The sequence below is a fragment of the Candidatus Pantoea floridensis genome (assembly GCF_900215435.1).
In the GTDB taxonomy this organism is placed as follows: Bacteria; Pseudomonadota; Gammaproteobacteria; order Enterobacterales; family Enterobacteriaceae; genus Pantoea; species Pantoea floridensis.
Map to the genome: position 1 here is coordinate 812,369 of NZ_OCMY01000001.1, position 26,582 is coordinate 838,950.

General features: G+C 47.2%; 25 protein-coding genes and 1 other RNA gene. 8 read left to right on the plus strand and 18 right to left on the minus strand.

The genetic code is table 11. The features are described 5' to 3' along the window. Positions 1-6: 6 nt before the first annotated feature. The 3 genes from CRO19_RS03930 to CRO19_RS03940 form a co-directional block, all read right to left on the minus strand. Positions 7-459 carry a hypothetical protein gene (locus CRO19_RS03930; RefSeq protein ID WP_320204461.1) on the minus strand — a complete coding sequence of 151 codons (453 nt, stop codon included), beginning with the start codon at positions 457-459 and terminating at the stop codon, positions 7-9. A 199-nt stretch (positions 460-658) separates the two neighbouring features. Next, entirely contained in the window at positions 659-886 is a 228-nt protein-coding gene (locus CRO19_RS03935; protein WP_000513895.1) for a DUF2188 domain-containing protein, read from the minus strand. A 217-nt stretch (positions 887-1,103) separates the two neighbouring features. Further along, a complete protein-coding gene (locus CRO19_RS03940) occupies positions 1,104-1,724 on the minus strand; it encodes a recombinase family protein (protein WP_176519127.1) in 621 nt (206 codons plus the stop codon). 386 nt (positions 1,725-2,110) lie between these two features. Between CRO19_RS03940 and CRO19_RS03945 the strand changes: the two genes are divergently transcribed. Further along, positions 2,111-3,163 (plus strand): nucleoid-associated protein, encoded by a 1,053-nt coding sequence (locus tag CRO19_RS03945; protein ID WP_176519128.1) that lies wholly within the window; start codon positions 2,111-2,113, stop codon positions 3,161-3,163. Beyond that, on the plus strand, positions 3,160-4,830 hold the full coding sequence (locus tag CRO19_RS26050; protein ID WP_176519129.1) for a hypothetical protein: 1,671 nt from the start codon (positions 3,160-3,162) through the stop codon (positions 4,828-4,830). The genes CRO19_RS03945 and CRO19_RS26050 overlap by 4 nt, the downstream gene beginning before the upstream one ends. Before the next feature lie 187 nt (positions 4,831-5,017). Here the strand turns inward: CRO19_RS26050 and CRO19_RS03950 are convergent, their stop codons facing one another. Further along, positions 5,018-5,374, minus strand: coding sequence for a hypothetical protein (locus CRO19_RS03950; protein ID WP_036406479.1), 357 nt, complete (start codon positions 5,372-5,374; stop codon positions 5,018-5,020). A 1,153-nt stretch (positions 5,375-6,527) separates the two neighbouring features. Between CRO19_RS03950 and CRO19_RS03955 the strand changes: the two genes are divergently transcribed. Then, complete coding sequence (locus tag CRO19_RS03955) at positions 6,528-7,211, plus strand: RipA family octameric membrane protein (protein WP_097094694.1); 684 nt, start codon at positions 6,528-6,530, stop codon at positions 7,209-7,211. A gap of 400 nt (positions 7,212-7,611) precedes the next feature. On the opposite strand, the gene CRO19_RS03960 is transcribed toward CRO19_RS03955, so the two are convergent. From CRO19_RS03960 to ffs, 3 genes are all read right to left on the minus strand, one after another. Further along, a complete protein-coding gene (locus CRO19_RS03960) occupies positions 7,612-8,079 on the minus strand; it encodes a hypothetical protein (RefSeq protein ID WP_097094695.1) in 468 nt (155 codons plus the stop codon). Positions 8,080-9,098: 1,019 nt separating this feature from the next. After that, on the minus strand, positions 9,099-10,169 hold the full coding sequence (locus CRO19_RS03970; RefSeq protein ID WP_097094697.1) for a site-specific integrase: 1,071 nt from the start codon (positions 10,167-10,169) through the stop codon (positions 9,099-9,101). 109 nt (positions 10,170-10,278) lie between these two features. After that, positions 10,279-10,375: signal recognition particle sRNA small type (gene ffs, locus CRO19_RS03975), an RNA gene on the minus strand. 179 nt (positions 10,376-10,554) lie between these two features. Between ffs and CRO19_RS03980 the strand changes: the two genes are divergently transcribed. Continuing rightward, positions 10,555-10,866: an MGMT family protein gene (locus CRO19_RS03980; protein WP_097094698.1), complete on the plus strand. Its 312-nt coding sequence runs from the start codon at positions 10,555-10,557 to the stop codon at positions 10,864-10,866. Positions 10,867-11,011: 145 nt separating this feature from the next. Here CRO19_RS03980 and CRO19_RS03985 read toward each other — a convergent pair whose 3' ends face one another. Next, positions 11,012-11,569, minus strand: a complete 558-nt coding sequence (locus CRO19_RS03985; protein WP_097094699.1) for a YbaY family lipoprotein — start codon at positions 11,567-11,569, stop codon at positions 11,012-11,014. A 203-nt stretch (positions 11,570-11,772) separates the two neighbouring features. On the opposite strand from CRO19_RS03985, the gene tesB reads away from it, so the two are divergent. Beyond that, entirely contained in the window at positions 11,773-12,636 is an 864-nt protein-coding gene (tesB, locus tag CRO19_RS03990; RefSeq protein WP_097094700.1) for an acyl-CoA thioesterase II, read from the plus strand. Positions 12,637-12,706: 70 nt separating this feature from the next. Here tesB and amtB read toward each other — a convergent pair whose 3' ends face one another. From amtB to CRO19_RS04015, 5 genes are all read right to left on the minus strand, one after another. Continuing rightward, positions 12,707-13,996 (minus strand): ammonium transporter AmtB, encoded by a 1,290-nt coding sequence (gene amtB / locus CRO19_RS03995; RefSeq protein WP_097094701.1) that lies wholly within the window; start codon positions 13,994-13,996, stop codon positions 12,707-12,709. Positions 13,997-14,029: 33 nt separating this feature from the next. Beyond that, complete coding sequence (gene glnK / locus CRO19_RS04000) at positions 14,030-14,368, minus strand: P-II family nitrogen regulator (protein WP_007886947.1); 339 nt, start codon at positions 14,366-14,368, stop codon at positions 14,030-14,032. Positions 14,369-14,627: 259 nt separating this feature from the next. Continuing rightward, positions 14,628-16,403, minus strand: coding sequence for a SmdB family multidrug efflux ABC transporter permease/ATP-binding protein (locus CRO19_RS04005; protein WP_097094702.1), 1,776 nt, complete (start codon positions 16,401-16,403; stop codon positions 14,628-14,630). Continuing rightward, on the minus strand, positions 16,396-18,165 hold the full coding sequence (locus tag CRO19_RS04010) for a SmdA family multidrug ABC transporter permease/ATP-binding protein (protein ID WP_097094703.1): 1,770 nt from the start codon (positions 18,163-18,165) through the stop codon (positions 16,396-16,398). Before CRO19_RS04010 ends, CRO19_RS04005 begins: the two co-directional genes overlap by 8 nt. Positions 18,166-18,188: 23 nt before the next feature. Then, positions 18,189-18,650 carry an Lrp/AsnC family transcriptional regulator gene (locus CRO19_RS04015; RefSeq protein ID WP_097094704.1) on the minus strand — a complete coding sequence of 154 codons (462 nt, stop codon included), beginning with the start codon at positions 18,648-18,650 and terminating at the stop codon, positions 18,189-18,191. A gap of 115 nt (positions 18,651-18,765) precedes the next feature. On the opposite strand from CRO19_RS04015, the gene CRO19_RS04020 reads away from it, so the two are divergent. Beyond that, on the plus strand, positions 18,766-19,800 hold the full coding sequence (locus CRO19_RS04020; RefSeq protein ID WP_097094705.1) for a PLP-dependent cysteine synthase family protein: 1,035 nt from the start codon (positions 18,766-18,768) through the stop codon (positions 19,798-19,800). A 34-nt stretch (positions 19,801-19,834) separates the two neighbouring features. Here CRO19_RS04020 and cof read toward each other — a convergent pair whose 3' ends face one another. Next, complete coding sequence (cof, locus tag CRO19_RS04025; RefSeq protein ID WP_097094706.1) at positions 19,835-20,656, minus strand: HMP-PP phosphatase; 822 nt, start codon at positions 20,654-20,656, stop codon at positions 19,835-19,837. 93 nt (positions 20,657-20,749) lie between these two features. On the opposite strand from cof, the gene CRO19_RS04030 reads away from it, so the two are divergent. Beyond that, positions 20,750-22,465, plus strand: coding sequence for an SgrR family transcriptional regulator (locus tag CRO19_RS04030; protein WP_097094707.1), 1,716 nt, complete (start codon positions 20,750-20,752; stop codon positions 22,463-22,465). A 26-nt stretch (positions 22,466-22,491) separates the two neighbouring features. Beyond that, complete coding sequence (gene queC, locus CRO19_RS04035) at positions 22,492-23,187, plus strand: 7-cyano-7-deazaguanine synthase QueC (protein WP_097094708.1); 696 nt, start codon at positions 22,492-22,494, stop codon at positions 23,185-23,187. A 32-nt stretch (positions 23,188-23,219) separates the two neighbouring features. Here the strand turns inward: queC and CRO19_RS04040 are convergent, their stop codons facing one another. The 4 genes from CRO19_RS04040 to hupB all read right to left on the minus strand — a co-directional run bounded on the left by CRO19_RS04040 (position 23,220) and on the right by hupB (position 26,570). Beyond that, complete coding sequence (locus tag CRO19_RS04040) at positions 23,220-23,627, minus strand: acyl-CoA thioesterase (RefSeq protein ID WP_097094709.1); 408 nt, start codon at positions 23,625-23,627, stop codon at positions 23,220-23,222. Between the two features lie 101 nt (positions 23,628-23,728). Continuing rightward, positions 23,729-24,052, minus strand: a complete 324-nt coding sequence (locus tag CRO19_RS04045) for a ComEA family DNA-binding protein (protein WP_097094710.1) — start codon at positions 24,050-24,052, stop codon at positions 23,729-23,731. Between the two features lie 139 nt (positions 24,053-24,191). Further along, on the minus strand, positions 24,192-26,060 hold the full coding sequence (gene ppiD, locus CRO19_RS04050; protein WP_097094711.1) for a peptidylprolyl isomerase: 1,869 nt from the start codon (positions 26,058-26,060) through the stop codon (positions 24,192-24,194). Between the two features lie 237 nt (positions 26,061-26,297). After that, entirely contained in the window at positions 26,298-26,570 is a 273-nt protein-coding gene (gene hupB, locus CRO19_RS04055; protein ID WP_036648244.1) for a nucleoid-associated protein HU-beta, read from the minus strand. Positions 26,571-26,582: the final 12 nt, after the last annotated feature.

Sequence of the window (26,582 nt, forward strand, 5' to 3'; positions counted from 1 at the left end):
ACATCTTTAGCAGGCTATGCCGCCATATGCTTTGCTTACTTCATGATGACTTTCCCCGCAAGCTCTTAAAATAATAAGTGCATTCCGCATTAGTGCCTCACTGCGTTCTGGTTCAAACCATTCACCGTTGAATTTACCGCCATGAAAGAGGTTGTTCCTTACACGACGTATCAGGATTAAAATTTTTTTTGCGATGATTTTTTCTTCCATGGGAGTCTGATCCCATGCAAGCACACCATCATTAACAACCTGTTTTTTCGGAGGAAAATTTAAAAAATACTCGATTGCAGCTTTAAGCTCAGGGTCTTCTGGTGACTCAAAGACATGAGTAACCGCCATGGCGTACATATCCCAGTTTGCTTTAGCATCTCTGGTATTGAATCGAAAACCGGTGGCTTTTAGACAGTACTCATAGCGTGCAAACTCTCGGAAAAACTCATAACACAGATTGTCTATCATCGAGATTTCCTAGTTGGTTAATATCTGCTCAAACATGCAATAACCTAACGGTATAGATAGCAAGATAACATATTACATAAATTTCACTCTAGTAACGACATCGAATGAAATATCAGTCAACACACGAAACTAACCAGTGTTGCACTCTCATAACCCTTGGTCGGTAAAATTTAAAAGGGGCGATTAAGCCCCTCTTGGGCTACTTCTTGTCTTTTGGCGGGCAAGGATCGTTGCCATGAGAATCTTTTTTCGCAATCTTGCCATCCTTGTTATGGATCACAAGCTCACTTTTTTGATTTGTAGCAATCCCTCTTGCAGCGTCCACCGCAGATTGCTTTGTTGAGTGAACGGAGGTCGCTTTACTATTTCCTGCCCCCTTGACGGCCCAACCTCCATCATGAGGAACAACATGCTGATCTTTACCCATTATCGAACCCTCTAATTCCATGGAGACATCAGCATATAGTGGCACTAACAATCACTCAATACTACATATTGTGTTTGAATTGATTTTTATCACAAAACATGAATAGATATCGAGAGGATTCTTTTACTACAAAACTGTAAGTACCCTTCCTTAACCCTATACCGCTATATCCGTTCACAATCTGGCAGTGCTGGCATACTCTGCCCTTTATTACCTACTATTTTTCTGTAAGAGACGAGTTTTTAGCCACCTTTGCGATAGTAGCTCTTGAACAACCGATCAAAGCCTGGATTTTGCTCCAGCTTTTACCGTCAGACAGCAGTTCTTGTACTTTATGATGTAAGCTCTCATCGACTGGACGACCACGATACTTCTTCTCTTTCTTGGCCTTTTCAATACCTTGCTTTTGTCGTCTGCGGCGATCTTCATAGTCCTTGCGGCTGATTGCCGCCAACATATCGAGCATCATAGAATTCATTGCTTCAAACATACGTGCGGTGAACTCATCCTGAACATGCAAAAGCTGATGGCTCGTAGGCAAATCTAACGATACAACCCTGATCCCTTTAGACTCGATGAGTCCTCGTAAGGTTTTCCAGTCCTCTGTGGTAAGTCTGCTTATACGATCTATTTGCTCACAAAGAAGAATATCGCCACGTTCCGCGATATCTAAGAGTAAAAACAATTGAGGACGCTGTAGGCTTGCACCTGATTCATGTTCTTTGAAGTACTTTGATATTTTTAGATCATGTAAATGAGCAAATGCCTCCAACTCTTTCATTGCCCTATCTGCATCTTGCTCTTTCGTCGATGCTCTTAGATATGCCCATACACGCATGATACTCACCATTAGTCTGTTTTATATGGTTCATTATATACAGTCTGTTTTAGGTTGTAAAATTCATTTAATGAACCGCTTGGAATGAAGATCTGTGCAGGTCTGCTTGAGGTATACATATGATGCACTAGGAATACTGCACATCAATAACAATAAGTTACTATTTCCAATGAAATAATATCCATTTACGCATAGACAAATCGAGCTAACTGTCTGGCTTATAGAGAATTTTTCATGTTTAATTAGATGTATCGCAGTCGGCAGTGTTTATGTTAGTGACAACCTCTTCTAATTTTTTGTAAAGGTGCTGGTAGATAGATTCATTCGGAATATACTGTATGAATAACCAGTGCTGTGATTTGATTTCTTATAAGGACTTATCAGCAATGAGTGAACTTAAAGTTATATCACACGCAATGTTTAACATATCCGTAGAACAGGCAGAAGCAAGTAGGGTAGACCTTGAACACGGTGAGGGCGATTTTCAGAAGTATTGCGGCCAATTGTTAGATGAGTTACTGGAAAATACTCGCAGCAAATCCTTTAAATTCAGAGCAATAGAAGAATTTGTCCCTGCTCATCTTAACGTGCTTGTTAATGATCAAAACGAGTGGGACAAGAGAACACTTGGAATTGCTGAAAAACTTTTGTCCGTGGAAATAGATGCTCAAGATAAAATTAAGGCTATGAAGAAAAAAATTAAAAAAGGAGCCTTATTAATTTTATTACTTTCTCGTGACAATAATTTCAATTTCGTAATACTTAAAATTGAACATAGCGATTTTTTTGATGAGATAGAGTCAAAAATCAAAAAAGGACTTCCTCTTAATCGTCAAAGGCTCCAAAAATCATGTTTAGTTAGCTTCAGCAACACATATGATGTTGAAGAGATTCTTATATCGGATAGTGGAGCTTCAATTAGTGAATATTGGTGGAAAAACTTCCTCAGTACTGTAGAACTTCAAAGTTCTGAAGTTAATACAAAAAATGCGTTTGGTTCAATTGAAAACTTTCTTAAAAGGGAAGTAGAAAAGCACTCTTCCGTGGATTATTGGTATATGCGTAATGACATTATTGCTTACTTTAGAAACAATGAGCAATTTGCATACGATGAATTAGTAGAGAAAGTACGTTCACATAAGCCAGAAAGCCCAGCTATTGATGAACGTTTCGACCAAATAATCGAGAAATTTAAAGCATTACCAGATCATAAAAACTCGAAATTTGATAGGCAATTTCAATTAGAACCAAATGTAATTCGTGCTAGAATAAAGAAAACAATAGCTTTGTCGGACAACATTGAATTAAGAATCAACGGGGAAGTTGCTGATTTCCGTAAAAAAATTGTTCCCGAATCAGATGCGTTAGGTAAATATCTGAAAATCTACTCAGATACTGGTTACGAAGAATTTAGTGCAGGAAAAGAAGATAACGTATGAATATAGTATCTAAAATAGCCGATTTATTCATGCCATCGCAAGAAGTTTCTTCTTGCGACAACTTTCATTTATTTAAGGCTGAATATCGTATTTTAGAAACTACTATCCATCAAGATTATTCTCAACGGGTGGAAGAATTAACAAATGAAGTCATAGCTAACAATCTAGATATTGAAATTGACTTTAAGTTTGAGACTTGTGATTCATTCACCCTTCTTATTTCCCCAGAATATTGTAGTGATCTTCAACAAGTTAAAGATAAAATTGACAATGCTATTCAATTTTCAGAAACTGATGATACCATTATTATTTGCATTTCTATTGATAAAAAAATCGCCTTAGATAAAGACAATAAAATACATATATTTAACTTTGATAATTTCATCAAAAATGTCTTTGGGGCGAATGTATCCAGTATTCTGACATATCTTAACTGCTTTGATCTACATAAGGAGTTGCTTTTTAATGTCTGGGACGACATTAACTCCTTTGGTAGTGAAACAATCAAATTTGTTAGCCAAAAAGATTTGGTTGGTTCTAATACTCTCAGCATAGCCCGGGATTCCATCATCTCAAAAAGAAATAAAAGCTGCCATTTTATAAATGATTCACAATATAAATTCATTCCCGATGATTTTTTCCTGTCCCCTTCTGGGCCTTGTCACTCTGATATAAAAAACACATTTGATTCTCTATTAACAACTTTTCTCATTGTTTATCTCGCTGATACATCTGAAATTTCAGTTGAGAATGATAGTAATGATTTATATATTGATTATAAATTCAAAGGTTATAGACTAATCAGTGAAGTTATTGCAATAAAAGACATGAGCAATAACAGTACAAGTGAGCTTTTCGATATTTACAAGTGGGTCTATAATAGCGGCAACTTCATAGATAAAATTGGTCTTGCTCGAAATATAATATCCATTCATATGGTGGATAAGAGTATGACATCGATAAATCATGGCACATTAAAGTCCATAGAATCGGGCTATGACATTTACCTTAAGGATAATGTAAAGCAATACATTGAAATAAAAAATAAAATTTCTGAGTTTCTCGTTGGGCAATCAGACAAAGCATCTGACATTACTAAAAACATGTTTTCCACTTTCAAAACTAGTTTTTGGAGTATTATAACATTCTTTATTTCGGTATTTCTCATTAAGATAATCACATCTAATAGTTATAGAGGAACTGTAACCTTAGAAACTCTAGTTGTAACTCTGGTGTTTATTTTATTCTCTGTTGTCTATTGGTATTTTACAAATAAAGAAGTATTGGAAGAAAAAGATAGATTACTCAGCCGTTATGACACAATCAAAAACAGATATAAAGATCTTCTTAATGAAGACGATTTAAATAACATAATTAATACAGAAAAATTAAAAGCAGATGACACTGCATATATAGAGTCCCGACGGAAAAGATTTTCAATTATTTGGAATAGTTTTAATGCTGTTATTGCAATAGTGGTATTGGGGTTGTTTTGCTTAGATAATAATATGTCACCGAGTAATAAATTAGAAGAAGAGGTAAAAGCACAGCCACAGCCACAGCCACAGCCACAGCCACAGCCACAGCCACAGCCACAGCCACAGCCACAGCCACAGCCACAAAATACAAAGCAGAAATTGCAAAATCAAGTTCTAAATACAAATTAAGTGATATTTTAATTCGTGTAGAAAAAAATAGCCTTTATTTTTATTTGCGTAAACGATTCCTTTACTTTTAGCACTAAAAGCAAGAAAACTATAATTTTATAATTTTCTTTGTTTAAGGCCAGTAATGTTATCGGCGTTTCAATTGTCCTCGACGAAGGCCGCTTCCGCGACCTTATCTAGCCCGTGCTCATTGTGAACGATCAACTACCATGTATGTTGGTTGACACAGGCTGCCGCGTTCCTGTAACCAGTAGTAATCAAGATCCGCAACACGCATATCCAACCCCGAATCCACACGATTGATCTGTAACCGCAGCCCTACAGTATCTTTGTACGATAAACCAGATTTAACATTGTACTTGTACTTAACCCCGCTTTCTTCTTCAAAAGATTTGAGATAAGGGGTGATTTGCTTCTGAATTTCTTTCAAACAAATAACTTCCCCATCAATTACGAACGGCTTTTCAGTTTTACCGTCAGGAATAGTAGCCGCAATTGTGGTTAATGGAACTATCGACAACAGTACTGATAATGCTCTTTTCATCTGTTCTTCCCCTTGAATATAATCATTGTTTAGAACAAATTTGTGTAATGGTTGCATTATGGTTAAATTCAACATCAATTACTTTTATAGTATTATCATTAAGTACAGATACAAAATAATTACTTGACGAATTTCCGTACTTCCTTGAACCATCTGCTGCAATCTTGTTGAATTTAGCAGTATATACACTATCTTTATCTCCGGGAATTGGCATTCGACTGATTAATTCATTATCGGATATAGTATAATAAATTAAAATTCCTTTATCTGAATAGTAACCTGAATCGCTTTTTGTTCCCTGCCGAGTTTGTATTATTGCATCGAACTTATCTCATTTATAAACATTGGTTTTGGCCTTTTCAGTACTGGCAAACGTTGAAGCCTTTGCATCAGTACTTTTATCTTGTGAAACAACCTCGGAACCGATGCCTACCGAAACGACAAAGACAATAAAACTCATGCCTAACGACGTAATCAAAGTACGGAACTTTCCCCGACCTTTATTTCAGGAATGGTTTGAAACTTTCCTGAAAGTAAGTACTGCAAGGATCACACAAATGATGAAAACGACAAGCCCGGCCATAAAATCCCTCAAAGGTTGTGTATCAAAGGCAATCATAGTATCACTTCGTAACAAATTGATCGATTAAAGCGATCAATGCTCAATTTTCGATCGATAAAACCCATCAAAATATTTTAATTGAAGGTAAATCAATAGGTAAAAACGATCAGACGTTGGTCAGTACTTCGGAAACATCAGAAGTATGGTTTAGGTCTGCTGTTTAAACGCACTCAGAAAACTGCTAAGGTCGCTTTATCGCTTATGGCTTGGGATTTTTCTGCCTTTGGCTAAAATCGCTTTCAGGGGGGCTTCTTGTGCATTTTGTCGGGAACACCATCATGGAGGGGGATAAATCGGATCGGAGTCGCTTCGCTCTGGTCAGTACTGGAAGGGTTATCTTATCTGGCGAGGGAAGATGAATTGCCAGGCTTCATGAAGATGGTTGGTTTTGTGGACAAGAAGAACTGCCGTTTTGAGTATTACCCCTCACACCCAACAAACCTACCCATTAGCAAGGGGAGTACTTTCTCGTAGTATACAGAACGAATAAATTCTTTGTATACTTCCGTTTTATCCTAAAACGATTTGATTATGGACGAGAATAAAAAAGAAGTTATTGAAATAAGACCAGAAGATAAGGACTTTTTCGCAGAATTTATTGGTTGTGAAGGTCCAATTATCCAAGATTCAATTGATCATAAAAAAATCATCCTTGCACTTGATAAAGCCCACGACATAAGAAAGTTTGAAATAGATCTCTATTGGAAACGTGCTACATACTTCTTCGCATTTTTCACTGTAATAACAGCTGCATTTGGTTATTTGTTCACCCATAACAACTATACTTTCTTAGCCCCTGCACTTGCGATCATTGGTTCTGTTTTTGCTTTATGCTTTTGTTATGTGAATATCGGTAGTAAGTATTGGCAAGAAAACTGGGAGTTTATAATTGATAAAATTGAATATTATGTCACAGGAAACCTTTATAAACTTTTCTTCTTCGAAAACCATAGAACCAAACGCCCATCAGTCACTAAGATTAATATATTTCTAAGCAAGCTAATTATAGCTATATGGTACGCTTGCTTTATACTTTCCATGCACCAGATATGGAATCAAAGCATGGTATTAAATGTCTCTTATATTATCCTTATCATATATAGCACTGGAACGACCTTATATTACTGCGATAAAACTGTTGCAGACATATCGAACAATGATAAAGAATCACCACGATTCTTTAGATTCAGAAACCCTAATTACATAAAATCATAAACATGGGGGCATTTGATGCCCCTTGTCAATTGATGATCCGACCTAAAAACACTTTGAGTACTTCATTTGTCAGTACTGTTATCTGTTTGAGCGAAAGCGAGTAACGGCTTTGGCGTGCTTTCGAGTACTACGAGAAAAAAGCAAAGTTACGATCTGATATTTGGTTTTTATAGAGACTAACGAGCAAAGCGAAGTTAGGCTCTTTAGAGACTGAATATCAGTAAGGCTAATACATTCAAAATATCAGGTGAAAGGCAATATTATATTGAGTTACGGTTATTCACCCCACTGTATAAAACACGAATAAACTACTGATTTTATGGACTTTTATTTGAATAACAATTCACTGATAATCATGATAACCGTATTTATTAGTTTTAAGTTACGGTTATAAGTACGATTAAACAATGGTTCGTAGATATGCAATCAGATCTTTCGCTGAGGCATTACTGTTCAATAGTTCCTGTACTGCGTTCTTCTGTTCGTCGGTTAATGGCTTACCAGGCAATGCTTTCTTTAGTCCACATAGCGTACCACCTTCTTCTACAAACTTATCCAATGCTTTAGCAACTGCGGTACAGGCTAATTTGTACTTCTCGATAGATGAGTCACTTGCTGCAAATTTCTTCATCTGATCTGAACGGGTTAAGGTAAGATAATACTTAACCTGTACTTTTGAAAGCTCTGTAGCGTGTTTGATGATGTAGAAGACATCTTTAACAGGTAACTTGTACTTTCCCAATGATTTACACTCTTGAATCGTCTGGTTAATTATTAGAGTTGCTTCTGATGTTAGGCCACTGTAAGTAACACGTTTTAGTGCTTCTTCTAACTTTTTATTGTCATAAATCCTTTCTTTTTTTGCCATGATAATTACCCCTATGGAAGATGTTAATTAATATTGGCCTGATGTATTCCTAATACTCAGGCTTTTTATTTCAGAAGAAAATGGGTGGGGTTATACTCCACGTACCTTCTTGAACCATTCACTATACTCTGGCACTTTATTTTTTCGTAGATTGCTAATGAAATCTTGATCGCAATTAACTTTAAGTAAATTACAAATCCTAGTACTTGTCATATCACTTAGTAGGATATTCTCGTACTGAGAGAATGTTAGTTGAACGAAATTAACCTTTTCTTTCTTTCGTACTGATTTGTTCAATGACTTCCTATTAGTCCTGATTTTATTTTTGGTTTGGATTTTACCGTTTTTCTTTGACATTTTGTCACTCCTCTAAATTAAAATTCATCTCATGGTTAACCTCCTACGGCTGCTGTTTATGTTCGATTGGCTAAATGTTAACGGGCAAAATTGCCCCAATCAAGGAATAGTTGCAACTTTTTCTTGACAATATCATTACTATTCAAGTCAAAAAATCATATATCATTTATGCACTATCTTTGAACTTTTTAACTGGTACATTATTAGATGATTTAGCGAGTATCTTTTTACTTTCTTACTGATACATTCGTAAATTGTTTTAGAAGTATTCATGTACTTTCTAAGTGGTGCATAAATTTATGCGACCTTGCGGTCAGGCAGGATATAAAAAAGAAAAATCAATAAACATAATAACAAATCTATTGAAACACGTTACCTTGCAAGATTTTGTGCTGGACGGTACTATCGAGAGTGGTACAGTACTGTTGTAGTACTACCACTATAACCAATTGATTAACCAACACAATTTAGTACTAATGGCTGATGGCAGGGCCCCCACCCATTTCATGGTAAGTACTTGATAGCTATACGCTAAAGTACTGAAATCTCTCCCCCATAGCCTTAGTGGTACAAAAACTGTGTATCACCAGTAGGCTGCACTATGTCTCTTATGCTCTCCCGTCACTAAGCAGGCTCTCAGCGAAGAGGCTGCTTAGTACGAATTAAATATGTTCTAATAAATCATATAGTTGAGACACAACGATTGACTTACCATATCTTCGGTATGTGATTGAATTATCTGCATGTCCTAAGAATGCAGCAGCATAATGCTCCACTACCCCAGCATTTTTTAACTTGGTGGCAATGTAATGTCGCAGTGAATGAAACTCTGGAACCCCTAATTTTTTGCGATAACCGCTAAACCAGCGGTTGAAGTAGTGGCTGTATGACCCTTTATAGAAAGTTAACTGCGGGAACAGTCTACCCTTCTGGTTCTGTACATAGTCCAAAAATCCGATATCTATCAATTTGTTATGAATTGGTATTGTACGTTTACTATTCTCCGTTTTGACCACCTGTCCATCATGACGATCATCAATCCTGATGCACCACCTTCCATCATCACTTAATATATCACCATGATATAGTTGACAAATTTCGTTAGCTCTCATCCCTGTAAATCGTCCGAGCAAAATAATCCATCTTTTCCAGTCAGGTAAAGTACTAATCCCATTCTCCAGGCGTCCGATCTGAGCAGAAGTATATGCCTCTCGCTTCTGGGATACTGGCTCGCGATCCTTTTGGAGCAATCCCTCAAAGGGATTCTTAAAATCATAGTCAGTACGGTGTTTCAGCCATCGGAAAAACCCACTGATTTTCTTAACATATTTGTTCTTTGTAGGAATCGCGACATCCAGCCCGCTAATAAATTCAGCAGCCCTGCTACGCTTAAACACCTGATCAGTGAAGCTAAAGTACTTATCAATACAGCGTTTGATAGAAGCAACTTCCCTTTCACAAACTTCACGGCTTTTAAACTCAACGTACTGCTCAGCATGAAGTTTTAGCTCGCTAATCGAAAAGTCTGAATGGGAGGATTGGATCAAGTCGATTGTAGTTGTAGAAGTTTCAGTAATCAGCCAAGGGCGATCTGCAAAGCGTAAAGATCGCTTTGTCGCTTCAGTCTTTGAACGAGTACCTAACGAACGACGAAACTCACGGCGTTTACCACAGGGTAAGACGTTAACTTTCCGGTAGTACCAGATCCCATGACGGGAGAGCATAAGAGACATAGTGCAGCCTACTGGTGATACACAGTTTTTGTACCACTAAGGCTATGGGGGAGAGATTTCAGTACTTTAGCGTATAGCTATCAAGTACTTACCCTGAAATGGGTGGGGGCCCTGCCAGCTACATCCCGGCACACGCGTCGCCTGCTGCGGCTGCTTCCTTCCGGATCTGACCGAGTTCACAAGTTAGCGTTGCGGGAGAACCAACAGGGCCCCCATTGACGAACCCTCATTTCGAGAGCACAGGCATTATCAAGTAACACCCTGGCAATTGCAAGCGCAGGCCGGACAACCGTTGTTTTCTTGCACAAGCACACAGCTAAGCGCTGTTGTCTACCCTTCTGCATGCTAAAGTTTAGCCCTTTCCTCAATAAAAATAGGTGCGCACATGAGCGACCAAAACAACTTTTCAGAGCGCGTCTGGCAGATCATTGCGGCCATTCCGGCGGGAAAAGTCACCACTTATGGTGATGTGGCGCAGCTGGCAGGATCGCCACGTGCAGCGCGTCAGGTGGGCGGCGTATTACGCCGTTTGCCAGAAGGCAGTAAATTACCCTGGTTTCGCGTCATCAATCGCCATGGGCGCATTTCACTGCAGGGCGATGACCTGTTTCGTCAGCGTGATGCGCTGGAAGCGGAAGGGATTGAAGTGAGTGATGCTGGGGAAATCGAATTAGAAAAATATCGGTGGCAAATTTAGTGGTGCTCTATGTCGCGCTCAGACCCGCTACCGTTTCGTAAAGCCGCTGTCTCGTCCCTGATCGCTCGGCACACGCCATCCATGGCGTGTGACGCTTTACTCCACGGCAGCGGGCCTGAGCGCTCGGCCTATGCCATTTGTAAGATTACAAGTTCGTCGGTGCTGGCACCGAAGCCGATGGCGTAACCTGCGTCGGTGAAGTAGAAGGCACTGTGGTCGCTGCGCCCGGCTGGGTTGGCATTGCGACGTTAGTTACCGGCACCAACAGCAGCTCCGCTTTGGTTCCACCCTCATTAATCACCGGTTTCACCGTATCGGTAATAAACGCCAGCTTGCCATCAATCGCAATCGCCGCGCTTAACAGGATGCGCGCGTTTGGCTGAATGTCTGCCGGATTAAATGGCAAGATAAACTGGAACGGCGCCTGTTTACCTTCCGTGCGCACCACGCGCTGCGAAAGTACCTTAGACGGTGCATCAGCCAGCGAAGCATCCGAGAGCGTTACGGTTAGCACCGCATCCGGCGGCAGCGCAATACGTTGGCGGATATACACCGAACCACTGACGTTAGGCTGCGTGATCGCAGCCTGCTGCCCTGCTACTGCTGAACCCAGCGTAGGTGTTGCCACCGGCTTGCTGTGATCAGCACAACCTGTAATCGCTGCCGCCAAAGTCATACCGCTAATAACTTGCCAGAGTTTCATCGATGTCGTCTCCTTGTGAACATATGATTATCGGCGGTGAATATGTTGGGTAGCTTTTCAGCCGCCGAATGTCCTTAATTCTGGCACAAAAATCGGCATTGCGCCCAAAGCCGCCAGCAGCTTGCTGAAATCGCGGCAAAATCATTGACGGAAACTGGTCGGATCTTTCACACTGACGCGAAAGACACACTGAGGAATCCGCAATGAGCCAGGCACTGCACAACCTGCTTAATTTATTGAATCTGGAAAAACTGGAAGAAGGCCTGTTTCGGGGTCAGAGCGAAGATCTTGGGCTACGCCAGGTGTTTGGTGGCCAGGTGGTGGGTCAGGCGCTGTACGCCGCAAAACAAACGGTGCCTGAAGAACGCATCATCCACTCTTTTCACAGTTACTTCTTGCGGCCTGGCGATAGCCATAAAGCTATCATTTATGATGTTGAAACGCTGCGTGACGGTAAAAGCTTCAGCGCTCGCCGCGTAAGTGCGGTACAGAATGGTCAGCCGATCTTTTACATGACGGCCTCATTCCAGGCGCCCGAAAGTGGTTTCGAACATCAAAACAGCATGCCGCAGGTGCCGGGCCCGGAAAATCTCCCCTCGGAACAAGACTTAGCGAAAAAGCTGGCCGCGCACTTGCCGCTCAAGCTGAAAGAAAAATTCCTCGCCGAACGTCCACTCGATATCCGCCCCGTGCAGATTCACAACCCGCTAAAAGGGCACGTTGACGAACCGGTTCGCCAGGTGTGGATCCGCGCCAACGGCGAGCTGCCAGAAGATCGCCGTATTCACCAATACTTGCTGGGTTATGCTTCCGATCTCAACTTCTTACCCGTTGCTCTGCAGCCGCACGGCAAAGGCTTCCTTGAGGCCGATATGCAAGTCGCCACCATCGATCACTCTATGTGGTTCCATCGCCCGTTCGACTTATCAGAATGGCTGCTGTACAGCGTGGTAAGTACCTCTGCGTCCAGCGCACGGGGCTTTGTGCGCGGTGAATTTTACAAGCAGGATGGCACCCTTGTGGCAACCACGGTACAGGAAGGCGTGATGCGCCAACGCGACGCATAAAAAAGGGGCGAAATCATCGCCCCTTGTACTTTTTATAGTTTTAGCGCACTGCTCTTCTTCAGCCCGATACTTACTGGTTGTAAGCGTTCTCGCCGTGGCTGTTCACATCCAAACCTTCACGTTCCTGATCTTCCGGAACACGCAGGCCAACAATCATATCCGCCAGTTTGAAGCCGATAAAGGCAACAACTGCGGTCCAGACGATGGTTACACCAACGCTGAACAACTGCACCCAAACCTGATGTCCCATGGTCACGCCTTCTGCGTAGCCCACGCCGCCCAGTGAAGAGGAGGCAAATACACCCGTCAGGATACAGCCGAGGATACCGCATACGCCGTGCACACCGAACACATCACACGGGTCATCAACGCGCAGCCATCTTTTCAGCGTCGTCACGCCCCACAGACCGGCTAAGCCACCCGCCAGGCCGATGATCAGCGCGCCGCCGACACCAACGTAACCACAGGCAGGAGTAATCGCCACCAGGCCCGCGATGAAACCTGAGCACGCACCCAACAGAGAAGGTTTACCACGCACCGCCCACTCGCCAAACACCCACGACAAAACAGCGCCCGCAGTTGCCACTACGGTATTCAGGAAGGCCAGCGCAGCGATTTCGTTCGCAGAGGAAGCTGAACCGGCATTAAAACCAAACCAACCGACGTACAGGATCGCAGTACCGAGGAACACCATCGGCAGGTTATGCGGTTTGAACGCTTCTTTACCGAACCCTGCACGCTTGCCAACCAGGTAAGCCCCCACCAAACCAGCAACTGCGGCATTGATATGGACAACGGTACCACCTGCAAAATCGAGCGCGCCATCTTGTGCCAGCAAGCCACCCGCCCACACCATGTGTGCGATTGGCAGATAAGCCAGCGTCAACCACACGACGACGAAAATCAGCACCGCAGAGAAGCGAATACGTTCTGCCAGGGCGCCCACAATCAGGCCGACGGTGATACAGGCAAATGATGCCTGGAAAGCCACGTGAATATATTGGTAGAAACTGCCCATCACGGCTTTCAGCTCAATATTCTTCAGCATCGCCCACTGGAAGTTCCCGAAGAAGGCGTTGCCTTCACTGAAGGCCAGTGAGTAGCCATAAATCACCCACAGCACGCATACCAGCGAGAAAGTCACGGCAACCTGGGTCAGCATGGAGAGCACGTTCTTACCGCGGATCAAACCGCCGTAGAACAAAGCGATACCCGGAATGGACATGAACAGTACCAGCGCGGTACAGATCATCATAAAGGCATTATCGGCTTTATCGGCTACGGCAGGCGCGGCCGCCATGGCCAGCGAGGGTAACAGCGCGAGGCTGGTGAGGCCCAACTTCGTCATTACTTTATTCATTTCTTTCCATCCCATCACAATTCAGAGCCCCAGTTACAGTGCTGCTTCGTCGGTCTCGCCGGTGCGAATACGAATGACGCGCTGCAGTTCCGCGACGAAAATCTTGCCGTCGCCAATTTTGCCGGTATAAGCGGCTTTGCTGATGACATCGACCACTTCGTCGAGTTGATCGTCCGCAATAGCGATATCAATTTTTACTTTTGGCAGGAAGTTAACGCTGTACTCGGCACCGCGATAAAGCTCTGCGTGACCTTTCTGGCGACCAAAACCTTTAACTTCGGTCACTGTCAGTCCCTGAATGCCAATAGAGGATAAGGCTTCACGCACGTCCTCCAGCTTAAATGGTTTGATTACCACGGTAACCAGCTTCATACGTTCCCCTCCGGATAAGAAATTGAGTGAGTCTTCGCGGACACGTAGGGATATAAGCAAAGGCTGTGCCATAAATAAAAAAAGTGGAATGTCAGTAGAATAGGCGCGCTGCATCACGCTTCGTTATGTGAAGCGCGACGCAACTTTGGCAGAGGGAAAGAGTAAGGTGTTGCAAAGTTGCACTGTTCTGGTGCCTGCAGCCTCAAAGCAGTGCATCAATACAGAACATTCCGATAAAACTGTGCAAAAAAGGTGCAAGTCACCCTTCAGCATGTACGGGAATGCCCGCTGCGAGTTCATCGCCAGCCTGCTGCAGCTGATACATTTGCCAATAACGTCCCTGCTGAGCCAGCAATTCAGTATGCGTACCGCGCTCAACCACCTGTCCACGGTGCAGCACTAAAATCTGGTCGGCTTCCGTGATGGTGGAAAGCCGGTGTGCAATCACCACCAACGTACTGTGCTGCCGCAGAGCGCGTAATGCGTGTTGAATCGCTTGCTCAGTCCCGGAATCGATATTGGCAGTGGCTTCATCAAGGATCAGAATCTGCGGCAATGACACCAGCACGCGCGCCAGTGCCAGCAGCTGTTTCTGTCCAACCGAGAGGTTATTGCCCTGCTCGCCAAGGCGCGTGTAAATCCCATCAGACATGCTGCGCGCCAGCGGTGCCAGCTGCACGGTTTCCAGCGCTTGCCACACTTGCTCTTCTGGGATGTCGCGCCCTAAGCGGACGTTGGCCAGCAACGAATCTGCCAGCACCACCGGATCCTGCTGCACCATGGCGATGCTTTGGCGCAGGGCTGCGTGTGATAGCTGCGGCAGCGGACGACCATCCAGTTCGATAGTGCCGCGTGTTACCGGATAATAGCCCATTAACAGGTTGGCTAAGGTACTTTTCCCGCTGCCGGTATGCCCAACCAGCGCCACAAAATTGCGCGCCGGCACGTCAAGATTAATATTGCTCAGTACGTCGCGGTTATCACGATAAGCAAAGCTCACATCGCGCAGGGAAATCTCTCCTGACGCCAGCGGCCGATCATCTGCGCCGTAGCCTTGCTGCACGGCATCCATCAGTTCAAAAATGCGTTCGCCTGATACCACCGCCTGTTGCAGCATCGACTGCTGCGTGGTTAATTCAATCAAGGGTTCATTGAGTCGGCCAAGATACGTGATGAACGCATAAAGCACGCCAACCTCAAACACGCCCGGCGTGGCGAAGCTAAACAGCATCAACAAACCGCACAGAATCATGGCGGAGAACAAGCTCAGCAACGGACGCAACAGAAAACCGTCCAGCCGCAGCGTTTCCATCCGCGCCAGATAGTGCGAACGACTCGCTTCGCCCATGCGCTCACCAAACCGTGCCTGCTGGCGAAACTGTTGGATCACGCTCATGCCGTTGATCACTTCATTGAAACCGTTATTGATGTCGGCCAGATAGCTGCGCACGCGTCGGGCAATTGGCGTACTGAAGCGTTGATAAATCATCATCACCGTCAGCACCAGCGGGAAAATCACCAGTGCCACCAGCGCCATACGCCAATCAAGCGAGAACATCGCCACCAGCATCGCACCAATCAGCGCAGCAGCACGCAATACGGTGGCGACCACGGTGACGTAAAGATCTTTGATCACTTCGGTGTCATTAGTGACGCGCGAGATTATTTGTCCAACCGGCTGCGTATCAAAAGCGCTGAGCGGTTGACGCAGCGCCGCGTTCATCACATCAACGCGCAGTTGCTGCACTACGCCAATGGCCGCACGGTTAAACAGCAGCGCCTGAAAATAGTGCAAACCGGCCGCCAGCAATTGCAGCAGAACGAAGCTCACCAGCAGCCCAGCCGCAATCCCCCACGGCATCTGATGTTTCGCCACCAGATTATCGATAAAGTAGCTGACCAGCACGGGCCCCGTAACTTCCGCAGCAGCTGCAATCCACAGCATTCCTACTGCCAGCCACAGCGATTTACGCCACGGTTTGCCGTACGCCAGTAATCGTTTCAGCGTTGGCCATAAACGTTGTGATTTAGCCACGGCGTGCTCCTTCTGCCACTTCATCCTCATCTAATGCGGCTTCTAGCTGCTGATAGCGGTACATATCGCGATACCAGCCCTCTTTGGCTGTTAAGGTGTCATGATCGCCACGCTGCGCCACCGCGCCATGCTGCAGCACCAGAATTTCACTGGCCTCGGTCAGCGCCGACAAACGGTGCGCACTGATAATTAACGTGCGGCCTTTTCCCCACTGACGCAGGTTATGCAGGATGTCATGTTCCGTGCGACCATCAACCGCCGACAGCGCATCATCAAGAATCAGGATTTCGGCATTCAGCAACAGTGCACGCGCAATTGAGATGCGCTGCTTCTGTCCACCAGACAGCATCACGCCGCGCTCGCCCACTTCGGTTTCATAACCTTGGGGCAGGCGTAGAATATCGTCATGCACGCAGGCCATTTTCGCCACTTGTTCCAGCTCTTGCTGCGTGGCATTTGGGCGACCGAGCGCCAGATTATTGGCAATGGTGTCGGAGAACAGAAATGGCGTTTGACTCACCACCGCCAAACGACTGCGCCAGCTATCAAGCCGTAGCTGCTGCAGCGGGGTATTGTGATAGCGAATATCTCCCTGGTCGATATCGAAATGACGCTGAATCAGGCTCAGCAACGTACTCTTGCCGCACCCGGTTGGGCCACATAAACCGAGCATCTGGCCCGGTTTTAGCTGGAAGTTAATATGGCTGAGAACGGCGCCGGAACTGGCTGGATAGCGAAATTCGCGGATCGCGACGTGCAGATCGCCGGGGTCGGCGGGCAACACTCTCTGTCCATCCTCAACCGCAGGCACTTCTGCCAGCAGCGAGCGAATGCGACTCCATGCCGCGCTACCGCGCTCAACAATATTGATCATCCAGGCCAGCGCCAGCATTGGCCAAATCATCAGACCGAGATACATCACGAAGCTGGTGAGCTGACCGAGCGTTAAACTGCCGTTCCACACCATCCAGCCGCCGCCGGCGATCGCCAGCAGATTGGATATCCCGACCGCAATATAGATGGTGGGATCGAAACGCGCATCGACGCGCGCCACATGCAGGTTTTTCTTGCCGGTATCCGCGGCAATGTCTGAAAACTGTTGCGACTGATGATCTTCCAGGCCAAAGGCTTTGATCATGCGAATACTGGTCAGGCTTTCCTGAGTTTGATCGTTGAGGCTGGAAAACGCCGCCTGGGCGACTTTGAAGCGCTGATGCAAACGGGCGCCATCTTTCTGAATGACGAACGCCATAATCGGCATCGGTACCAGTGCCAGCAGCGTAAGCTGCCAGCTGATTTGCGTGCTCATCACCGCCAGCACCACCAGCCCCATCACCAAAGAATCCACCAGCGTCAGCACGCCTTCACCCGCAGCAAAAACAACGCGATCAACATCATTGGTGGCACGCGCGATAAGATCGCCAGTGCGGTGGCGCAGATAAAATGCCGGATGCTGACGACTGAGTTGACGATAGAAATCCTCACGCAGTTCCACCGCCAGCTGATAGGAGGCCCCGAATAGCAGCACGCGCCAGACGTAACGCAGCAAATAGACCACAACAGCCGTCACCAGCATGATGCCGATCCACATGAAGATCTGCCCTGCGTCCAGAGTATGCTGTGTCACGCCATCGACAATCACGCCCACCACATGCGGTGGCAGCAATTGCAGAAGCGCAATCACAATCAGCAAGCTGACGGCACCTAAATACCGCCGCCACTCGCGCAAGAAATACCAACTTAACTGACTGAATAATCGCACAAGACTGTCTCTTTATGTGCCCGTTAGGGCGCTACCGGCAAGGCGGTGGTGTATTTGATTTCTTCCATGGCAAAACTGGAGGTCACATCCATCAGGCCCGGCACGCCATTCACCAGACGTTTGTAAAAACCGTCGTAACTCTTCATATCCGCGACCTGAATGCGCAACAGATAATCGTACTCGCCAGCCATGCGGTAAAACGCCATCACTTCCGGCATTTGCTGCACCACGCTGACGAATTGCCTGAACCATTCGCTGCTGTGCTGCTGGGTTTTAACAAACATAAAGGCAGTAAGAGATAGACCAATCTTTTCGCCATCGATCAACGCCACGCGCGCACGAATAATGCCATCATCTTCCAGTTTTTTCAGGCGTTTCCAGCAGGGTGTTGTGGTGAGATTTACCGCATCGGCTAATGTCTGCAGCGACAATGTGCAATCCTGTTGCAGCATTGACAGCAGAGTGCGGTCAGTTTTATCTAACATCGGCCACTCCCGGAGAAAAATTTTCTCTAATCGCACCATTATAACCGGATTAAGGCAACCTCTTTTTCCTGCCAGTGCCTTACACTGTGCGCAATAATGATCACGGAAAAGCAACATGCAAACGCCCTGGGTTCGCCACGCCATCAATGAAATTAACGCCGATTTTCAGCGCTCGGCGGATACGCATCTGATCCGCTTCGCGCTGGATGATTTTCCCGGCATTCACTTCTATCTGAAGGATGAAAGCACGCATCCCACCGGCAGCCTGAAACATCGACTGGCGCGCTCGCTATTTCTCTATAGTTTGGTTAATGGTCGTATCCGTGAAAATACGCCGATCATCGAAGCGTCATCGGGCAGTACTGCGGTATCAGAAGCCTACTTCGCACGTTTGCTTGGCCTGCCGTTTATCGCAGTGATGCCCGCCAGCACCGCCAAACGCAAGATCGAGATGATTCGTTTCTATGGTGGCGAGTGCCATTTCGTTGCCGATCCCTGCCAGCTTTACAGCGAATCGGAGCGGTTAGCGCGTGAACTCAATGGCCATTTTATGGATCAGTTCACCTATGCCGAGCGCGCTACGGACTGGCGCGGTAATAACAACATCGCTGAAAGCATTTTTCGTCAGATGTCCCACGAACCGTTCCCGGTACCGCATACGGTGATCATGAGCGCAGGCACCGGCGGCACATCAGCCACCTTAGGCCGCTACATCCGCTATCAGGGCCACAACACGCGCCTGCTGGTCGTGGATCCACAGCATTCCGTGTTTTTCGATTACTGGCACAGCCGCAATCCTGCGCTGCGTAGCAATCGCGGGAGCTTAATTGAAGGCATTGGTCGGCCGCGCGTTGAACCATCTTTTTTACCCGACGTGATTGACGAAATGATGAAAGTGCCCGACGGCGCAACCGTTGCCGCGATGCTGCAGCTAGAGCAGATCCTTGGACGTCGTCCTGGCGCCTCAACGGGTACTAATTTCTGGGGGATGCTGCAGGTGGCAAAACGTATGCGTGAAACAGGTGAGCAAGGCTCGCTGGTGACGTTATTGTGCGACAGCGGGGAACGTTATCCCGACACCTATTACAATGCAGACTGGGTGAAGCTGAATATCGGTGACATCGAGCCCTGGATCCGTGAACTGCAATAAAAAACCGGACGTCCTGTCCGGTTCACTGTAAGCCTCAGCATTCGGGGGAATAATCGAGGTGTGGTGTGGTCATCCAGTGATTTAAGTAGTGAGACACCGCCTGTGCCTCGCAATGGCCAATAATCGGCAGGTGGGGCAACGACGTTTTAAGTTGATTCATCGCGTTGCCCATAATGAACCCGCGGCCGACGCGTTCCAGCATTTCACGGTCGTTCATCGCGTCGCCAAACGCCATGCAGTCCGCCAACGACAGCGAAAGATGCTGGCACAAACGCCCCAGCGCTGCGCCTTTATGGCAATCGACCGGTAACACTTCCAGACAATCCCACGCGGAAAAGCAAATATTCGCCCGCTCGCCCAGCGCTGCCTGCAATTCACTGCGCAATGCCTGCAACATCTCGTGAGGTGCAATAAAACAGATCTTGGTGACCTCATGCGCTGACATCTGGCGCAAATCACGAAGCTGATAATGGAAACCGCTCATAGCATGCGCCTCAAGCGCGCCGAGCAGCGGCTTATCGGTAAACCAGCCTTCGTCGTTGAAAATATGAATCGAAGCAGGGGTTTGCCAATGGGTATGAATCACCTCTTCTGCCACCGATGAGGTTAAATCACAGCCGTAAAGCTGGTTGCCTTCCAAATCGTGAATACGCGTGCCATTGCCGGTAATCAGCCATGCCGGCAAGGTAATTTGATCGCGCACACGCTGCATATCCATGAGATGTCGGCCGGTGGCAAAAGCCAGGGTTACACCGCGCTCATGCAACGCATGCAAACTTGCCAGCGTTTCATTACCTAAACGATGCGTGGGCAGAAGCAGTGTACCGTCCATATCAAATGCCGCGAGGCGTGCCATGCGAATTCTCCTGTCTGAGTGAGGAGCTTACTATCACCTGGTAATTACGGAACTAATAGTGAATACTTCATTAAAACTGTTCCGGGTTTAGCGATGCGCGAACTTCATCGAGTTAATCAATTTCAACGTCTTTGGCAACTCAGTCACGGTGAGACGCAACGCCTTAGCGTCGCCGCGATGGCGCAGCACTGTTTTTGCAGCGAGCGCCATGTGCGCACGCTACTACGACAATGGCAAGAGATTGGGTGGCTGCGCTGGCGTGGAGAATCAGGGCGCGGCAAACAGGGCGAACTGACTTTTTTAGTATCGCCAGAGCAGCTGCGTCAACAACTGTTAACTCAACAGCTTGACGCCGGCGAAGCGGTGCAGGCATTGCAGGTGTTGGATCTCGATCCTGAACGGCTGGTGAAAATGCTGCGGCCACTGATGGGTGGGCAATGGCAGAATCAGTCTCCGGTGCTGCGTATCCCCTACTACCGTCCAATGGAGCCATTGCGCCCTCTGCAACTAACCGGACGCGCTGAACAGCATTTGGCGCGACAAATTTTCTCGGGATTAACGCGGTTTCGCGGTAATGATGTTGAAGGTGATATCGCCCATCATTGGCAGCACGATGCCAGCGGCAGGGACTGGTACTTCTGGCTGCGTCCACAGCTTAGCTGGCATAACGATGAGCCCATGCAGGCCGCGCAGTTGGTCGAACAACTGATGCAGATCAGGCAAACTCCGCGCGGCTTGCGTCTGCTATCGGCCATTGAAAAGATTGAAGCCCCGCATCCTCTGGCCATTCGCATCCAGTTAAATGAAAGTGATTACTGGCTACCGCAGCGGCTTGCGCATCAGTTTTGCTTGTTACCTCATCCTGACTTTGCTGATATTGGCAGCGGTCCCTGGAAACTGACTCATTTCACTCCTGAAATGGTGCGGCTGGAGAGCCATACTCGCTGGCACTTTCAGCGCCCGCTGATACAGCGCATGGAATATTGGATCACACCACAACTGTTTGATCGTGACCTCGGCACCAGCTGTAGCCACCCGGTACAAATTGCCATTGGCGATCCGGATGAACTGGATAAGCTGCGATCGGTTGACCGCAGTATCAGCCTGGGATTTTGCTATCTGGCACCGCGTATCTCGTCACATTTCAGCACCAAACAGGCCCAATTATTGATTGCCCTAATTCAGCGCAGCGGCGTGATTCAGCAGCTACCGCTGGCTGAAGGGTTGATTACCCCCAGTCATGAGTTGTTGCCTGGCTGGCCGGTGCCCTTAGCAGCAAGTGATGCGATAGCACTGCCGCAAACGCTAACGTTGCATTACCATTTACCGGTTGAACTGCATGTGATGGCACAGGCATTGGTTCCGCTATTAGCGCAATACGGCTGCGCCCTGACCTGCGTCTTTCATGATGTAAAAAGCTGGCGCGATGATAGCGATCTTAGTCAGGCCGATGTGGTGATGGGCGATCGACTGATTGGCGATGCTCCGCTGTTTACTTTGGTAAACTGGCTGGAGAATGATCCGCTATGGCTGCCGCTGCGCGCAAAAGTATTGCAACCCGCCCTGAGCGCCATTGCTCAGCAGGATAGTGCGATGCAGCGCAGTGCTTTAACCCAACAGCTGTTCCAGCAGCTGATGAGCGATGGCTATCTGCTCCCCCTGTTTAACTATCGCTATCAGGTATTTGCGCCACCGGGCGTGGAAGGTATCCAGCTTAACAGTTTGGGCTGGTTTGATTTCACCCGAGCATGGATCCCACCGCCAACGGCTGCCAACACTGTTCAGCCCTTGCCTGAGCCAGTACCATAGGCACACTGAATTTTGGGGAAGAACAAATGAAACGAGCTGTTGTGGTTTTTAGTGGCGGACAAGACTCCACCACGTGTTTAATTCAGGCGCTGCAACACTACGATGAAGTGCATTGCGTCACTTTTGATTACGGTCAGCGTCATCGTGAAGAAATTGAGGTTGCGGCAGCGCTGTCACACCAGCTGGGCGCACGCGCGCACAAAGTACTGGATGTTACGCTGCTTAATGAACTCGCCGTCAGCAGCCTAACGCGCGACAACATTCCCGTGCCCACTTACGATCCTAATGCCAGCGGTTTACCGAGCACCTTTGTGCCGGGCCGCAATATTCTGTTCCTGACGCTGGCCGCAATTTACGCCTATCAGGTTGAAGCAGAGGCCGTGATCACCGGCGTGTGTGAAACGGATTTCTCTGGCTATCCGGATTGCCGGGATGAGTTTGTAAAAGCGCTCAACAACGCTGTGAGCCTTGGTATGGCGCGCAATATTCGCTTTGAAACGCCACTGATGTGGCTGAACAAAGCCGAAACCTGGGCGCTGGCTGATTACTGGCAACAGTTGCCGCTGGTGCGTGCAGAAACCCTCACTTGTTATAACGGCGTGAAAGGCGATGGCTGTGGTGAATGCGCGGCTTGCCACTTACGGGCTCGAGGCCTGGCAGATTATCAGGCTAATGCGTCAGCCGTAATGGCAGCAATGAAACAAAAAAGCGGCCTCAACTGATTAGGCCGCGACTTACACTGGCGCCACTGGCGTCAGTCACTTTCCGCCATCAGAGAAGCCAAACGCTCACGTAATTCTCCTTCCATCGGTACCGCTTTTTGCGTGCGCAAATCAATACAAACAAAAGTCAGTGCGGCATCGGCCACAACTGAGTTATCACTGGCCAGCAGCACCCGCTGTGTAATGACACCGCTTTTACCGCTCAGCTGTGACACTTCACTTTCAATATTGAGTACGTCGCCCAGCACCGCTGGACGACGGTAATTGATATTAATATTGACCACCACAAACGCCAACTGCTGCTCCATCAGCCAATGAAACGCATCGACATCCTCCAGCCACTGCCAGCGCGCCTCTTCAAGAAACTCCAGATAGCGCGCGTTATTCACGTGCTGATAAACATCCAGATGATAACCGCGCACTTTAATTGTGGTTTGCATTGTAGCTCCTGTTCAGGCTGAGAATGACAACTGGTAAGACCTGTTGAGCATAGCACAGCCTGAATTCAGGCTATTTCATTCCTTCAAAGTCGCGAGTCGCTTCACAGTTTAAGCCGATCGCTATTCCGCTCAATCAATGCGCTGCCAATACCGGGAACCTCCTTAAGTTGCTCAATGGCAGTAAACGGACCGTACTGCTCGCGATAACTGACAATCGCCTGAGCTTTTTTCAGTCCAATACCATTCATACCTGCGGCGAGTTGTTCGGCGGTGGCAGAATTGATGCTGACCTGCCCTTCCTGTGGCGTTGAGACCTGGGTCGACTGCGTTTCGCTGGGACTTTCGGCAGCCGCCAGTCCGGTGGTATAAACTGCGCCACCCAGCGCCAGCGTAATGCATAGGGCTTGAAACGTTGATTTCACCATGCTGTGTTTCTCCTTGTGTTTGACAGCCACAGCAGGGTGTCACAGCTGAAATCAGGGCTCAAAAGGGCAATTTCAGAAATGGAAAAGGCCGCATAAGCGGCCTTTCGATATTGCAGTGATTTAACTTTTTTTGTGAGGCTTACTGGTTTTGTGCAGCGGCGCCGTACTTAATCTTCGCCTCTTTACGCAGGTTTTCCAGCAGCGCTTCGAAGGCGATTTGCGCATTATTTTGCGTCACACCTTTCACCATCTCATCGATCTGCGCTTGCGGCATATTGCCCGCACTGACTTTATCCAACGCAACCAGCACCACGTTGCCCTGCATATCTTCGCTCACGCCCCAGGACGGCTTATTATCCGTCGGTTGTGGCAGATTAAAGGCCGACTGTGCCACTGGATCTTGCGCGTTACGATCAAACGATTTGCTGGCGCTCAGCGTCAGGCCCGCAGCTTGCAGTGCATCCGCTTTGCCGGCTTTCAGATCGGCCAGCAGTTTGTCTGCTTGTGCTTTCGCCTGTTGCGTTGCTTTATCGTGCTTCAGGGTATCCACAATCTGCGCTTTAACCTGATCTAACGGCTTCACCGCTTCCGGCTTATGCTCGCTGATACGCAAGACGAAGGCGCGATCGCCATCTACAGAGATGATGTCGGAATTGTTTCCTGGCGCACCGTTCTGGCCCACTAAACCACCGTTAAAGATGGCCTGCTTAACCTGGTCAAAATCCAGATCGGCTGGCAGATTATCACGCGTAATCCAGCCGGTCTCCGCCACTTTAAGACCTGAAGCCTGCGCAGCACCTGCCAGCGATTCGTTATCGTTGCTGGCCGCTTCGCTCACCTTCTGCTGCATCTTGTAGAAAGCATCAACCGCTTTTTCTTGTTTCACTTTGTCGGCAATGGCGTCATGTACTTCAGCCAGCGGCTTGACCTGCTCCGGCTGGATGTCATCCAGACGCACCACCAGGAAACCAACAGAAGATTTGATAGCGCCGGAAAGCTGGCCTTTCTGCGTCAGATTGGCGTTTTTCAGCTCATCTGGCGTAGTGTTAGGTTCCAGCCAACCCATGTCGCCGCCTTTGCGGGCTGAAATGGGGTCGATGGATTTGCTTTTCGCCAGTGCGGCGAAATCTTCACCCTTCTTCAGCGCCTCAACAACCGCGTTTGCATCGGCTTCCGTTTTGGTCTGAATCACGCTGTAGCGGTTACGCTGTGGCTGTGAGTAATCGGCTTTATGTTGATCGTACCAGCTCTGAATATCTGCTTCGCTGGCGTTTTCCTGCAGGCTCGCGGCATCCATTTTGATATAGCTTACGCGGAACTGCTCCGGTGCCATAAAGCTGTTTTGATGCTGCTGATAATATTGGCTGACCTCTTCATCACTGGCACTCTGCTTAGCCGCAAGTGCGTTGACATCAATCACCGCCTGACGGATTTCACGCTGCTGTGAAACCAGATCGACCAGCTTGCCGGTTTCGCCTTTCAGCATGAAATCGGTATTAGCAATCGCGTTGATCAGCTGCTGGGTTGCCAGCTGCTTACGCAGTGCTTCGGCGTATTGATCTGCCGTAAAGCCCATGCTGGTTATCAGACCGCTATATTTAGCGTTATCGAACTTACCGTTGGTCTGGAAAGCTTTTTGATTGAAAATCGCCTGCTTAACCTGCTCATCGCTAATGCCAATGTGCAGATCTTTGATGTACTGATCGAGCAACGCCTGATCAATCAATTGCGACAGCGCCTGTTGACGCATTTGCTGCATATAACCTTCATTGCTGGCTAACTGCGAGAACTGATCGCCTAGCATCTGCTGCTGACGATTGCGCTCATTGTTATAGCCCTGCTCCAGTTCTGCGCGACTGATCTCGTGACCGTTAACTTTAGCAGCATAATCATTGCCGCCACCAATCAGGTAGTTGCCCACCCCGGTGAGTACGAAAGACAGGATGATCAATCCCAAAATAATCTTGAGCACGACATGATTCGACGCCGCGCGTAAATTGTCCATCATGGTATGACAACACTCCGCTGTAGTGTGAATGTAAAGCTTTGACACGATGTCATCATCGTGCAACTGCTGTTTAGGCTGGCAGTTGGCAACCATGCGGAGACAACAACCATAGGCTATCGCCGCGCATCAAGAATAAAAAAGGCACATCAAAAATGATGTGCCCGTATGTTACATGAGAACGGCTTTTGCGTCCTCAATCCATAGAAGAAAATGCTTCAATGGAGGTATCAGCGGTCATTAATTGACGGAATCTTTCAGTGCTTTACCCGCACGGAAGCCCGGAACTTTACCAGCCGGAATGGTCAGCTCTTTACCGGTTTGTGGGTTACGGCCTGTACGAGCTGCACGCTCACGCACAGAGAAAGTACCGAAACCGACCAGTGCCACTTCATCACCGCCTTTCAGAGCTTCGGTAACGGAGTCCATGAATGCATCTAAAACACGTCCCGCTGCTGCTTTAGAAATGTCAGCATCTGCAGCAATTTTGTCGATCAACTGTGACTTATTCACTCTATTCATCCC

What these genes read in the sequence shown, in the direction of transcription:
- CRO19_RS03930 (WP_320204461.1), bottom strand. Translation starts at nt 459, where the DNA reads ATGATAGACAATCTGTGTTATGAGTTTTTCCGAGAGTTTGCACGCTAT.
- CRO19_RS03935 (WP_000513895.1), bottom strand. Translation starts at nt 886, where the DNA reads ATGGGTAAAGATCAGCATGTTGTTCCTCATGATGGAGGTTGGGCCGTC.
- CRO19_RS03940 (WP_176519127.1), bottom strand. Translation starts at nt 1,724, where the DNA reads ATGCGTGTATGGGCATATCTAAGAGCATCGACGAAAGAGCAAGATGCA.
- CRO19_RS03945 (WP_176519128.1), top strand. Translation starts at nt 2,111, where the DNA reads ATGAGTGAACTTAAAGTTATATCACACGCAATGTTTAACATATCCGTA.
- CRO19_RS26050 (WP_176519129.1), top strand. Translation starts at nt 3,160, where the DNA reads ATGAATATAGTATCTAAAATAGCCGATTTATTCATGCCATCGCAAGAA.
- CRO19_RS03950 (WP_036406479.1), bottom strand. Translation starts at nt 5,374, where the DNA reads ATGAAAAGAGCATTATCAGTACTGTTGTCGATAGTTCCATTAACCACA.
- CRO19_RS03955 (WP_097094694.1), top strand. Translation starts at nt 6,528, where the DNA reads ATGGACGAGAATAAAAAAGAAGTTATTGAAATAAGACCAGAAGATAAG.
- CRO19_RS03960 (WP_097094695.1), bottom strand. Translation starts at nt 8,079, where the DNA reads ATGGCAAAAAAAGAAAGGATTTATGACAATAAAAAGTTAGAAGAAGCA.
- CRO19_RS03970 (WP_097094697.1), bottom strand. Translation starts at nt 10,169, where the DNA reads ATGTCTCTTATGCTCTCCCGTCATGGGATCTGGTACTACCGGAAAGTT.
- CRO19_RS03980 (WP_097094698.1), top strand. Translation starts at nt 10,555, where the DNA reads ATGAGCGACCAAAACAACTTTTCAGAGCGCGTCTGGCAGATCATTGCG.
- CRO19_RS03985 (WP_097094699.1), bottom strand. Translation starts at nt 11,569, where the DNA reads ATGAAACTCTGGCAAGTTATTAGCGGTATGACTTTGGCGGCAGCGATT.
- tesB (WP_097094700.1), top strand. Translation starts at nt 11,773, where the DNA reads ATGAGCCAGGCACTGCACAACCTGCTTAATTTATTGAATCTGGAAAAA.
- amtB (WP_097094701.1), bottom strand. Translation starts at nt 13,996, where the DNA reads ATGAATAAAGTAATGACGAAGTTGGGCCTCACCAGCCTCGCGCTGTTA.
- glnK (WP_007886947.1), bottom strand. Translation starts at nt 14,368, where the DNA reads ATGAAGCTGGTTACCGTGGTAATCAAACCATTTAAGCTGGAGGACGTG.
- CRO19_RS04015 (WP_097094704.1), bottom strand. Translation starts at nt 18,650, where the DNA reads ATGTTAGATAAAACTGACCGCACTCTGCTGTCAATGCTGCAACAGGAT.
- CRO19_RS04020 (WP_097094705.1), top strand. Translation starts at nt 18,766, where the DNA reads ATGCAAACGCCCTGGGTTCGCCACGCCATCAATGAAATTAACGCCGAT.
- cof (WP_097094706.1), bottom strand. Translation starts at nt 20,656, where the DNA reads ATGGCACGCCTCGCGGCATTTGATATGGACGGTACACTGCTTCTGCCC.
- CRO19_RS04030 (WP_097094707.1), top strand. Translation starts at nt 20,750, where the DNA reads ATGCGCGAACTTCATCGAGTTAATCAATTTCAACGTCTTTGGCAACTC.
- queC (WP_097094708.1), top strand. Translation starts at nt 22,492, where the DNA reads ATGAAACGAGCTGTTGTGGTTTTTAGTGGCGGACAAGACTCCACCACG.
- CRO19_RS04040 (WP_097094709.1), bottom strand. Translation starts at nt 23,627, where the DNA reads ATGCAAACCACAATTAAAGTGCGCGGTTATCATCTGGATGTTTATCAG.
- CRO19_RS04045 (WP_097094710.1), bottom strand. Translation starts at nt 24,052, where the DNA reads ATGGTGAAATCAACGTTTCAAGCCCTATGCATTACGCTGGCGCTGGGT.
- ppiD (WP_097094711.1), bottom strand. Translation starts at nt 26,060, where the DNA reads ATGATGGACAATTTACGCGCGGCGTCGAATCATGTCGTGCTCAAGATT.